At 55.8% G+C, this 11,689-nt stretch carries 12 protein-coding genes; 7 read left to right on the top strand and 5 right to left on the bottom strand.

Annotation, left to right across the window (positions count from 1 at the left end; genetic code table 11):
- Positions 1-126: 126 nt before the first annotated feature.
- A complete protein-coding gene (gene ahpC, locus AC4IC4_RS05745; RefSeq protein WP_008501015.1) occupies positions 127-690 on the bottom strand; it encodes an alkyl hydroperoxide reductase subunit C in 564 nt (187 codons plus the stop codon).
- A gap of 621 nt (positions 691-1,311) precedes the next feature.
- Between ahpC and citR the strand changes: the two genes are divergently transcribed.
- The 3 genes from citR to AC4IC4_RS05730 all read left to right on the top strand — a co-directional run bounded on the left by citR (position 1,312) and on the right by AC4IC4_RS05730 (position 4,220).
- Positions 1,312-2,211 (top strand): DNA-binding transcriptional repressor CitR, encoded by a 900-nt coding sequence (gene citR, locus AC4IC4_RS05740; protein ID WP_491472339.1) that lies wholly within the window; start codon positions 1,312-1,314, stop codon positions 2,209-2,211.
- Positions 2,212-2,385: 174 nt separating this feature from the next.
- Positions 2,386-3,609 carry a phosphoadenosine phosphosulfate reductase gene (locus AC4IC4_RS05735; protein ID WP_491472338.1) on the top strand — a complete coding sequence of 408 codons (1,224 nt, stop codon included), beginning with the start codon at positions 2,386-2,388 and terminating at the stop codon, positions 3,607-3,609.
- Positions 3,594-4,220 (top strand): IbrB-like domain-containing protein, encoded by a 627-nt coding sequence (locus AC4IC4_RS05730; RefSeq protein WP_491472337.1) that lies wholly within the window; start codon positions 3,594-3,596, stop codon positions 4,218-4,220. Before AC4IC4_RS05735 ends, AC4IC4_RS05730 begins: the two co-directional genes overlap by 16 nt.
- Here the strand turns inward: AC4IC4_RS05730 and AC4IC4_RS05725 are convergent, their stop codons facing one another.
- On the bottom strand, positions 4,221-5,381 hold the full coding sequence (locus AC4IC4_RS05725) for a pyridoxal phosphate-dependent aminotransferase (RefSeq protein WP_267217078.1): 1,161 nt from the start codon (positions 5,379-5,381) through the stop codon (positions 4,221-4,223).
- 123 nt (positions 5,382-5,504) lie between these two features.
- Here AC4IC4_RS05725 and AC4IC4_RS05720 point away from each other — a divergent pair, with 123 nt between their 5' ends.
- Genes AC4IC4_RS05720 through AC4IC4_RS05710 form a run of 3 tightly spaced genes read left to right on the top strand, consistent with a single transcriptional unit; the run spans position 5,505 to position 7,344 of the window.
- Entirely contained in the window at positions 5,505-6,119 is a 615-nt protein-coding gene (locus AC4IC4_RS05720; protein WP_491472336.1) for a methylthioribulose 1-phosphate dehydratase, read from the top strand.
- Complete coding sequence (gene mtnC / locus AC4IC4_RS05715; protein ID WP_024906997.1) at positions 6,116-6,805, top strand: acireductone synthase; 690 nt, start codon at positions 6,116-6,118, stop codon at positions 6,803-6,805. Before AC4IC4_RS05720 ends, mtnC begins: the two co-directional genes overlap by 4 nt.
- Positions 6,802-7,344, top strand: coding sequence for a 1,2-dihydroxy-3-keto-5-methylthiopentene dioxygenase (locus tag AC4IC4_RS05710; protein ID WP_023315605.1), 543 nt, complete (start codon positions 6,802-6,804; stop codon positions 7,342-7,344). Before mtnC ends, AC4IC4_RS05710 begins: the two co-directional genes overlap by 4 nt.
- A gap of 96 nt (positions 7,345-7,440) precedes the next feature.
- Here AC4IC4_RS05710 and AC4IC4_RS05705 read toward each other — a convergent pair whose 3' ends face one another.
- Both AC4IC4_RS05705 and mtnA read right to left on the bottom strand, forming a co-directional pair.
- Entirely contained in the window at positions 7,441-7,911 is a 471-nt protein-coding gene (locus AC4IC4_RS05705; RefSeq protein WP_491472335.1) for an SRPBCC family protein, read from the bottom strand.
- 42 nt (positions 7,912-7,953) lie between these two features.
- Positions 7,954-8,970 (bottom strand): S-methyl-5-thioribose-1-phosphate isomerase, encoded by a 1,017-nt coding sequence (gene mtnA / locus AC4IC4_RS05700; protein ID WP_032649584.1) that lies wholly within the window; start codon positions 8,968-8,970, stop codon positions 7,954-7,956.
- Positions 8,971-9,073: 103 nt separating this feature from the next.
- On the opposite strand from mtnA, the gene mtnK reads away from it, so the two are divergent.
- Positions 9,074-10,273: an S-methyl-5-thioribose kinase gene (mtnK, locus tag AC4IC4_RS05695; protein WP_491472334.1), complete on the top strand. Its 1,200-nt coding sequence runs from the start codon at positions 9,074-9,076 to the stop codon at positions 10,271-10,273.
- A gap of 87 nt (positions 10,274-10,360) precedes the next feature.
- Here mtnK and AC4IC4_RS05690 read toward each other — a convergent pair whose 3' ends face one another.
- Positions 10,361-11,602: an LVIVD repeat-containing protein gene (locus AC4IC4_RS05690; RefSeq protein WP_491472333.1), complete on the bottom strand. Its 1,242-nt coding sequence runs from the start codon at positions 11,600-11,602 to the stop codon at positions 10,361-10,363.
- Between the last annotated feature and the right edge of the window lie 87 nt (positions 11,603-11,689).

The raw sequence follows: 11,689 nt of genomic DNA, 5'->3' as shown, positions 1-11,689 counted from the left end.
CTTGCATCATGGTGCTGGAATGAAATGGGCGCGGGGAGCGCCCATTGATTGCCGGGTGGCACTTCGTTTACCCGGCCTACGATACTGTAGGCCTGTGCAAGCGCAGCGCCGCCAGACTTTACAGACTTAGATCTTGCCGACCAGGTCTAAGGATGGAGCGAGAGTCGCTTCGCCTTCTTTCCATTTCGCCGGGCACACTTCGCCTGGGTGAGAAGCCACGTACTGCGCTGCTTTCACTTTACGCAGCAGGTCAGACGCATCACGGCCGATACCTTCAGCGGTAACTTCGATAGCCTGGATAATACCCTGCGGGTCAACAACGAAGGTGGCGCGGTCAGCCAGGCCTTCATCTTCACGCATGTTGTCGAAGTTACGGGTCAGGGCGCCAGTCGGGTCGCCGATCATCGCGTATTTGATTTTTGCGATGGTTTCAGAGCTGCTGTGCCATGCTTTGTGGGTGAAGTGGGTATCGGTAGAGACAGAGTAAACGTCTACGCCCAGCTTCTGCAGTTCGTCATAATGGTCAGCCACGTCGCCCAGTTCGGTCGGGCAAACGAAGGTGAAGTCAGCCGGATAGAAGAAGAAGACGCTCCAGCGACCTTCGGTATCTTTCTCGGTTACTTCGATGAACTCACCGTTTTTGAACGCCTGGTTTTTGAAAGGTTTAATTTTAGTGTTAATCAAAGACATCTGTACTTCCTCCGTGTTTTCGTTGAGATGTAAGGTAACCAACTTTATCCATCGGGGCTAATGCGTATGCTTTATCAAATCAATCAGCCAAACCTTACAACGTCGACAAGACAACAAGGTGAACCTTTTACAGGAAAGCCTGAAAGTAAAAAGGCCGCCTCAACGGGCGGCCCTGATACCTGAATTCCCCGCAGGTACATTCAGTGCCAGCCGAAGCTGGCGTTGCGTTGCGCTCTACAACCCTTTATATCAAGGGGTAACAGCCCTTTGATTACACCACCCGTTCAGGAATTGGGCAATCCATAAGAGAGGTATTCCTGCCTATGGCTGTGATAGGTTTTGCCAAACACCATTTCGGGACGTTATAAATTTATTTTTATTATAAAAATACCTCAATATATAAATGACAATTGTTATTTAAAATGCTCACTCCAACATCTGAGATAAAATTATCTTAATGTTCCTTGAAGCACTATTTCAATAATCTGGCGTCATGATATATTAAGGTGAATTTAATTTAAATTTAAGAGGGTTAATCGAAAGGATTGTTAATGGTTAACTTCAAACTATAGTTATCAGTGATGTGATAACCCAGCATAGATGACAATCTCAGGACGAAACATGGCAAATCTCTACGACCTTAAAAAATTCGACCTCAACCTGCTGGTCATTTTTGAATGCATTTATCAACATCTGAGCATCAGTAAGGCGGCAGAGACGCTTTATATCACGCCCTCAGCGGTCAGCCAGTCACTGCAGCGTCTGCGCGGGCAGCTCAACGATCCGTTGTTTATCCGTTCAGGAAAGGGAATAACGCCCACGACGGTCGGCGTCAATCTGCATCATCATCTGGAACAAAACCTGAACCAGCTCGAGCAGACCATTAACATGATGCACAGCACCGGGCTGAAAAAAAACTTTGTCATTTATAGCCCGCAGTTTATGAGCACGAAAACGATGCTTGCGCCTATGAAGCTGCTGATGGATAAGTACAATTATTCCATTGAATTACATGATGTTTTTCTTGCTCCTGATTCAGCAGAAGATCTCTTAGCTTACCGAAAGGCTGACCTGATATTTTCTTTTGCCCCCTCTACAAGCCGCTCTATCGCCTGCAGTCTGTACTACAGACTCCCTTTTGTTCTTGTTTGCCGAAAGGGTCATCCTCGCGTTAGCGGAAAACCTACTCACGAAGAGATCCTCAATGAAGACTTTACCGCCTACCTGAGCGATGAAAGTAGCGTTAAAGAGTATCAGGAGAAAGCCGATAATCTTTTAACAGAACGAAATATCGTCTATCGAAGTGACTCTTTTATTTCTCTTTTGTCGATGATCAGTTCATCGGACCTCATTGGATTAGTGCCAACAGTCGCTTTTGAACAATATGGACAGGCACTTAATCTTCACAAAGTCGAAACAGACATTCAATTTCCCATCATTGATATTTACATGATGTATAATCGCTCCGCATTGCATAGCGCAGCCTTCGCAAGCTTTATTGAAGAAATAACCTTACCCTGAAACGGCATTGTGGTTCTCATACATAATGGGAGCCGCCAGTTTCAGAAACATACATCTCCGTTATAGAAATATTCGGTATAAACTTTGCACACCTCATTAATTATTGACTGATATCATTCTCACTCTAGTATTGACACTAACGTCTGGTATTTATTCCTCAGGATGAGAATAAACATGTCAATTTATAAGTACCCTCTTAATCAGGATGTTCTTTCTGCGGCTCGGGAACGAATAACATGGACTCTCGAAAATTTACCCAGGATCTGTGTCTCTTTCTCAGGAGGTAAAGACTCCACCACCATGCTGCACCTGGTTGCCCGGCAGGCGCGACAGATGAATATAAAAATAGACGTTCTCTTTATCGACTGGGAAGCGCAGTTTAGCCATACCATCACCCATGTTGAACGTATGCGCGAGTTATACAGCGATATCATCAGCCATTTCTGGTGGGTCGCGCTTCCCCTGACAACGCAAAATTCTCTGTCGCAATTTCAGCCGGAATGGCAATGCTGGGAACCCGGCACCCGATGGGTCCGCCAGCCCCCTGACGGTGCGATAACCGATCCCGCTTTTTTTCCCTTCTACCAGCCCGGCATGACGTTTGAAACTTTTGTTCGCAGCTTCTCCGACTGGTTCTCTCACAATCGCCCGGCGGCGGTGATGATTGGCATCCGCGCCGATGAATCTTACAACCGTTTTCTGGCTATCGCGTCGGCGCGTAAGCAGCGGTTTGCCGATGATAAACCCTGGACGACTGTCGCCCCTGGGGGGCATGCCTGGTATGTTTATCCCCTCTACGACTGGAAAACAGCCGATATCTGGACCTGGTTTGCCAAATCGGGATGTTGCTATAACCCGCTCTATGACCTGATGTTCCAGGCCGGCGTGCCGCCCCGCTATATGCGTATTTGTGAGCCCTTTGGTCCGGAGCAGCGTCAGGGATTATGGCTCTACCATGTTGTTGAGCCCGATCGCTGGGCGGCCATGTGCGAGCGCGTGAGCGGCGTACGCAGCGGAGGAATTTACGCCGGGCACGATAACCACTTTTATGGTCACCGGAAAATCCTGAAACCCGATCACCTCTGCTGGCGCGAATATGCCCTGCTGCTGCTCGACAGCATGCCGCAAAATACGGCTGAGCATTACCGCAATAAAATCGCCATTTACCTGCGCTGGTATCAGAAGAAAGGCATAGAGGATATTCCCGACACCCAGGACGGTGATATTGGTGCCAAAGACATTCCCTCATGGCGCCGTATTTGCAAGGTTATCCTTAATAACGACTACTGGTGCAGAGCGCTGTCGTTCAGCCCAAATAAACCCAAACATTATCAGCGCTACAGTGAAAGAGTGAAGGCGAAACGCAAGGAGTGGGGCATATTATGCGACAACGATTAATCACCGAGATCGAAACGTACCTTCAGTCTCTTCCCGAAGAGGATCGGATTAACGCCATCAATGCTTTTCGTGAAGCGATCCATCGAAACAGTCCTTTTCGTGAGCAACCGATAGACTGCGTGCTTTGGATCAAACAGGACGCGATTACCGCTAACGACTACAACCCCAATAACGTTGCCCCTCCAGAAAAACGGCTGCTCAGCAAGTCGCTGGAACTCGATGGATTCACCCAACCTATTGTCGTGACAGAAAGTGAACCGCAACATTACGAAATTGTGGATGGTTTCCACCGCCATGAAATCGGCAAAACTCGGGCGGTGTTGAAGCGTCAGCTCAGGGGATATCTCCCCGTCACCTGCCTGCGCCAGGATCGACAGGAAAAGCATGACCGTATGGCCGCCACGATCCGTCACAACCGGGCGCGGGGTCGGCACCAGATTAACGCCATGTCGGATATCGTGCGCGAACTGGCACAGCTCGGCTGGAACGATGAGCGAATTGGCAAAGAGCTGGGGATGGACAGCGACGAGGTGCTGCGCCTCAAGCAAATCAACGGCCTGCTGATGCTGTTTGCAGACCGTCGCTATTCCGATGCCTGGACGGTGAAATAATCAGAGCGTGTTCAGACGCTCTGCCGCCGCCAGCAGCGTCGATTCCTGCTTGGCAAAGCAAAGACGGATCAGCTTGTGCGGGAAGGGATCGGCGCAGAATACCGACAGTGGAATGGCGGCCACCCCCACCTCTTTTGTCAACCACTGGCAAAAGCTGACGTCGTCCAGATCGGAAATCGCGCTGTAGTCCGCGAGCAGGAAGTAGGTTCCTTCAGACGGCAAAATTTCCAGGCGGCTTTTACTCAGCGCCGTCACGAACAGATCCCGACGTTCACGGTAGAAACGCGGCAGCGCGCGATAATGCTCGGGCTCCGCGCGCAGCATATCCGCCAGCGCCAGCTGAGCCGGCGTGTTTACGGCAAACGTCAGGTACTGGTGCACCTTGCGCAGCTCAGCGCTAATGGCGGCCGGTGCGACGCAGTAGCCCACTTTCCAGCCGGTCATATGGTAGGTCTTACCGAACGACGAGACGGCGATAGCCCGCTCGCGAAGCTGCGGATGGGCCAGCACGCTGGCGTGTCCCTCTTCTGCAAAGCAGATGTGCTCGTAAACTTCATCGCTCAGCACGTAGATTTCACGTTCGGCAATCTCCTGCCACAGCGCGGCGAAATCGGCTTTCTGCCACACCGTCGCGGACGGGTTATGCGGGGTATTCAGGATCACCATACGGGTTTTGTCGCTCAGCAGCGCAGCAAACGCCTGCCAGTCAGGGCGGAAATGCGGTGGCTGTAACGCCACGCGTTTCACCACGCCGCCGGAGAGTTCAACCGCAGGCGCATAGCTGTCGTAGCTCGGGTCAAAGCAGATAACTTCATCGCCCGCACGCACCAGCGCGGTAATCGCCGCATACAGCGCTTCGGTCGCCCCTGCCGTCACCGTGATGTCGCTGTTGGCATCGGGCTTGTAGCCATACAGCTCAGCCGTTTTGTCCGCAATGGCTTCCCGCAGCGCCTGCACGCCCGTCATCGGCGCATACTGATTCGCCCCCTGCGCCACGTGGTACGCCAGACGCTCCTGCAGATAGGTCGGCCCGTCGAAATCCGGAAATCCCTGAGAAAGGTTAATGGCGTTGTGCTGCTGCGCCAGGGCGCTCATCTGCGTAAAGATAGTGGTACCGAGATTGGGAAGTTTACTTTGCGGAATCAATGGGTTAATGCTCATTGTGTTGTGCCTGCTTGTAATACTTTTGTTGCTGCCACTATAACACGATGTTAGTCTTTGGCAATCAAGACGCTTAGACGTCTAAACAATATGAATATTCCTGTCCGAGAGGGTAAAAGGAAAATGACAGACAACCTGCAACTCACGCATCTGGTCGACGCCTGCCGCTGGATTGGCGCCAAAGGCTGGGCACCCGCCACCGGAGGCAACATGTCGGTGCGTCAGGATGAACGCCTCTGCTGGCTCAGCGAATCCGGCAAAGACAAAGGCAGCCTGACGACGGAGGATTTTCTCCAGGTGGAGATCGCCACCAACCGCGCACCGTCTGGTCGTAAGCCATCAGCCGAAACGGGGCTACACACCCTTATCTATCGTCTGTTCCCGGAGGCCAACGCCGTCCTGCACGTTCATACGGTCAACGCCACGGTGCTCTCGCGTCTGGTCAAAGAAGCCGAGCTCAACATCAGCGGCTTTGAGATGCAAAAATCCCTCACCGGGCAGACCACGCATCTGGATACGGTGGCTATCCCGGTCTTCGATAACGATCAGGATATTGACGCCCTCGCCTCGCGAATCGCCCATTACGCGCAGGAACGCCCGCTTAATTATGGTTTTCTTCTGCGCGGTCATGGCTTAACCTGCTGGGGATGCGACGTGGCCGAAGCCCGCCGTCATCTGGAAGGACTGGAATTCCTGTTTGAATGTGAAATGCGTTTACGACAACTGGAGAGAGTATGATTCGCGCAATTGTGACGGATATTGAAGGCACCACCAGCGATATTCGTTTTGTCCATGATGTTTTGTTCCCCTACGCGCGTGAGCGGCTGGCGGCCTTCGTCACCGCGCAGCAGTACGCCGAGCCGGTCACATCCATTCTGGACAACCTGCGTGATGAAATCGGTAATCCGCACGCCAGCGTCAGCGAGCTTATCGACGCCCTGTTTGCCTTTATGGATGAAGACCGCAAATCTACCGCGCTAAAAGCGCTGCAGGGGATCATCTGGCACGACGGCTACGTTAACGGCGACTTTACCGGACATCTTTACCCGGACGTGCTGCCCGCGCTGGAAAAATGGAAAGCGCAAGGGATTGATCTCTATGTTTATTCCTCTGGCTCCGTTGCTGCGCAGAAACTGTTATTTGGCTACAGCGACGAAGGTGATATTACTCATCTGTTCAGCGGCTATTTCGACACCCACATCGGCGCCAAGCGCGAGGTGCAGTCGTATCAGAACATCGCGGCGCAAACGGGCATCGCCCCGTCGCAGATCCTGTTCCTCTCCGATATTCATCAGGAGCTGGACGCGGCTGAACAGGCAGGTTTTCGCACCCTGCAGCTGATTCGCGGCGATGATGACGGCGCAAGCCACCACCATCAGGTCCACCAGTTTGACGAGATTAACCCGGAGCAGATCCCTTCATGAGCGCATTGACTATTTATTCCGATAAAGACGCCAGTCAACACCAGTGGCACAGTACCGACGCCGCCGAGATTGCCCAACAGCTCAACGCGAAAGGCGTGCGGTTTGAACGCTGGGCGGCGGATCGCGATTTAGGACACGATCCCGCTCCTGAAGCCGTGATCGCGGCGTATCAACATGCGATCGACAAGCTGGTCGCAGAGAAGGGTTACCAGAGCTGGGACGTGATCAGCCTGCGCGCCGACAACCCGCAGAAAGAGGCGTTGCGCGCGAAGTTCCTGAACGAGCATACCCACGGCGAAGACGAAGTGCGCTTTTTCGTGGAAGGCGCAGGGCTGTTCTGCCTGCACATTGGCGATGAGGTGTATCAGGTGCTGTGCGAGAAAAACGACCTGATCTCCGTTCCTGCGGGCACGCCGCACTGGTTTGATATGGGCTCAGAGCCGAACTTTACCGCCATTCGTATTTTCGATAACCCGGAAGGCTGGGTGGCCCAGTTTACGGGTGATGCGATCGCGGATGCGTATCCACGGCTGGCATAGGTAAAAGCAAAACGGCAGCTATAGCTGCCGTTTTTAGTGTTTGCTCCCTCTCCCTGTGGGAGAGGGTCGGGGTGAGGGCATCAGGCCGCTCGAGCTTCAACGCTTCAATCCCTTCACATACTCCACCAGCTGATCCAGCACAATCCCCCACCCTTCGTGGAAGCCCATCTGCTCGTGCTGCTCGCGGATTTCCTCCGTGGGGTGACGCGCAATCGCCGTATAGCGCGTTTTGCCCTCCCCGACATCTTCCAGCAATAAAATCGCCGTCATAAACGGCTTCTCGACCGGTTTCCAGCCTTCGGTATAGCCGTCGGTAAAGACCAGCTTTTTCCCCGGGTCGATTTCAAGGAACACACCCCGGTTATCCATCCGCTGACCGTCCACCTCAAACACAGTGTTGAACCGTCCGCCCACGCGCAGATCGAGGTCGCATTCGGTCACCTTATGGGGAGCAGGAATGAAGAAGTTTTTGATGTGTTCGGGCGTAGTCCAGCAGAGCCACAGCAGGTCGCGCGGGGCATCCACCACGCGCTCCAGTTTTAAGTCTGTTTCAGGATCGAGCGTCACGATATTGTCCTCTCAGGGAAACCCCTTAAAGAATAGCCGGACTCAGGCGAATTTTCCGTTTGCCACCGCTTCCGGCGTGACCACACCCGTATCCAGCACCCAGCCGCTAACCAGCGAGGCTGGCGTAACGTCAAACGCCGGATTGTAGACCTGCGCGTTTTCCGGCGCCCACTGCACCGCGCCAAAGCTTCCGGCGACGCCCGTCACCTCGCTGGCGGCGCGCTGCTCAATCGGGATCGCGTCACCGTTCGGGCAGTCCGGATCGAGGGTCGTTTGCGGCGCGGCCACATAGAACGGAATGCCGTGGAATTTCGCCAGCACCGCCAGAGAATAGGTGCCGATCTTATTCGCCACGTCGCCGTTAGCCGCAATGCGGTCTGCGCCCACCCACACGGCATCCACCAGCCCTTTCGCCATCAGGCTGGCGGCCATGGAATCGGTAATCAGCTGATACGGCACGCCCAGTTCGCCAAGCTCCCACGCGGTCAGTCTGCCCCCCTGCAGCAGCGGACGGGTTTCATCCACCCAGACGTTGCTGACCTTGCCCTCCTGATGCGCGCGAGCAATCACGCCCAGCGCCGTACCGACGCCCGCCGTTGCCAGCCCGCCGGTGTTGCAGTGGGTCAGCAGGCGGCTGCCGGGCTTCACCAGCGCGCTGCCCGCTTGCGCAATGGCGTCACAGAGCCGTTTGTCTTCGTCGATCAGGCGCAGCGCCTCCGCGACCAGCGCCGGAACATACTCTTCCTGCCACAGCGCAATCTTCATGCGGTCAAGGTTGTTCATCAGGTTCACCGCCGTCGGGCGGGATGCGCGCAGGGTTTCCAGCGCCACCGCCAGCTCGTCACGGCTTTTGCCGTTTTCCGCCAGCAGCGCCAGCAGCAGACTTGCAGAGAGACCGATCAGCGGCGCGCCGCGCACCCGCAGGGCGTGAATATGCCCCACCAGCGCCTCTACCGTTGAGGCATCCAGCCAGCGTTTCTCCTGCGGAAGGGCCTGCTGGTCGAGAATAAAGAGCTGATTATCCGCTACCCGCAGGCTGGTCGTCTGTAATGTCTGCATGTCGTTAATTCCCTGTTGCGTTGTTGTAGCACATTGTGTCAGGATGAAATCCAGATGTATAGACGTCTACATGTCTTTATTAGCAAACCGTGAGGAGCAGGCCATGTCGCAATACCGTACCTTTACCGCTCAGGACGCCGTGGAGTATGCCAGGCAGTTTGGCGGCCTTGACGATCCTTCATCGCTGGTGGAGGCGCAGGAGGTAGGCGACGGCAACCTCAATCTGGTCTTTAAAATTTTCGACAGCACGGGCGTGAGCCGCATCATCGTTAAGCAGGCGCTGCCCTACGTGCGCTGCGTCGGCGAGTCCTGGCCGCTGACGCTGGACCGCGCCCGTCTGGAGGCGCAAACCCTGGTCGAGCACTACCGGCACAGCCCGCAGCACACGGTGAAAATCCACCACTTCGACCCGGAGCTGGCGGTGATGGTGATGGAAGATCTCTCCAGCCATCGCATCTGGCGCGGCGAGCTGATCGGCAACATTTACTACCCGCAGGCGGCGCGTCAGCTGGGTGAATACCTCGCGCACGCGCTGTTCCACACCAGCGATTTCTACCTGCACCCGCACGAGAAAAAAGCGCAGGTGGCAAAATTCATCAACCCGGCGATGTGCGAGATCACCGAAGATTTGTTCTTCAACGATCCGTACCAGATCCACGCGCGCAACAGCTACCCGGCCGAGCTGGAAAATGACGTCGCCGCCCTGCGCGACGACGCCCAGCTGAAAATTGCCGTGGCCTCCCTGAAGCACCGTTTCTTTTCTCAGGCGGAAGCCCTGCTGCACGGCGATATTCACAGCGGCTCGATTTTTGTGGCCGACGGCAGCCTGAAGGCCATCGACGCCGAGTTCGGCTATTTTGGGCCGATTGGCTTTGACGTCGGCACCGCAATCGGCAACCTGCTGCTCAACTTCTGCGGCCTGCCGGGGCATCTGGGCATTCGCGATGCCGCCGCCGCGCGCGAGCAGCGCCTGACCGATATTCAGGAACTGTGGAACACCTTCGCGGAACGCTTCCAGGCGCTGGCACACGAGAAAACACGCGACGCCGCGCTCGGCGCGCCGGGCTATGCCTCCGCATTCCTGAAAAAGGTCTGGCATGATGCCATCGGCTTCTGCGGCACCGAACTCATTCGCCGCAGCGTCGGGCTTTCCCACGTCGCGGATATCGACACCATTCAGGACGAGGCGATGCGCCACGAATGCCTTCGCCACGCGATAACGCTCGGCAAGGCGCTGATTGTGATTGCCGACCGTATCGACAGCGCGGAAGAGCTGGTGGCGCGGGTGCGGCAATATAGCTGAGTGCATTTGCCCGGTGGTGCTGCGCTTACAGGGCCTACGGGTGCAAAATGTAGGCCGGGTAAGGCGAAGCCGCCACCCGGCAAAAACTCACCCCAAATACTCAATCACCGACAGCCCACCGTTATAATCCGTGCTGTAGATAATCCCCTGCGCATCCACAAACACGTCACACGACTGGATCACCTGCGGGCGATTCGGGCGGGTATCCATCATTTTCTCCGGTGCAGCAGGCACCAGCGCGCCGGTTTCCACCGGACGATACGGATTGGAGATGTCATACGCGCGCACGCCCGCGTTCTGATACGTCGCAAAAATCAGCGTCGAGCTGACAAAGCTCCCCGGCCGGTTCTCGTGCAGGTTATGCGGCCCGAAATGCGCCCCTTTCGCCACGTAGTCAGTTTCGTCCGGCTGCGGGAAGGTAGAGATGCTGACCGGATTCGACGGCTCGCGAATATCAAACAGCCAGATCAGCTTCTCGCCGTCTTCCTGGTTATCCAGCACCGCTTCGTCCAGCACCACCAGTAGATCGCGGTCCGGCAGCGGCAGCGCGGTGTGCGTCCCGCCGCCAAACGGCGGACTCCAGTTACGGTGGCTAATCAGCTTCGGCTGGGTACGATCCTTCACGTCCAGCAGCGTCAGGCCGCCGTCGCGCCAGCTGCCGTACGCGGTATCCCCCGCGATAATCGCGTGGTGCAGGGCGTAGCGTTTCCCTTCCGGCCAGTTCGGCTTCTCACCTTCGGCCTGGTTCATCCCCGGCAGCCACCAGCGCCCGGCCACTTCGGGCTTACGCGGGTCCGCAAGATCGATGGTCAGAAAGATGTAGTCGGTAAAGCCATCGATCAGCGCCGACACGTACGCCCAGCGGCCGCCGACGTACCAGATGCGGTGAATGCCAATCCCGTTCAGCGACAGAAAGCCGATTTCGCGCGGCCTGTCCGGCGTGGAGATATCAAACACGCGCAGCCCGGCGCTCCAGCCTTTGTCCTGCACGTCGCTGACGGTCTCGCCCACCTGGCGGGTGTAGTAGACCTTTTCGTCGGCAAAGCGGGCATCGGCAAACAGATCCCGGGCGTTGATCACCAGCAGCAGGTCATCATGCGCCTGCAGGTGCACGTTCCAGGTGCCGGGCGGCGCGGGCACGTAGCCCGCCGCTTTCGGGTTCTTCGGATCGCGCACGTCGACAATCGAAAAGCCCTGCGACACCATATGGCCGATCCAGGCGAAACCGCGGTGCACCATCAGCTGCACGCCGTCCGGGCGACCGCCCTGGTCGCTATGACCAATCAGCCGCATATTGCGGCTGTATTCGGGAGGGGGTAAATGATTCACCGTTAGCTCCTGTTGGTTTTCCCCCTCTCCCCGTGGGAGAGGGCCGGGGTGAGGGCATCAGGCCGCACCTGATGCCACCCGGCTTGG

It is taken from the genome of Enterobacter sp. Taxon_2 (genome assembly GCF_058355295.1).
The sequence above is the reverse complement of the archived record's forward strand: the minus strand, read 5'-3'. Positions and strand labels throughout refer to the sequence as shown.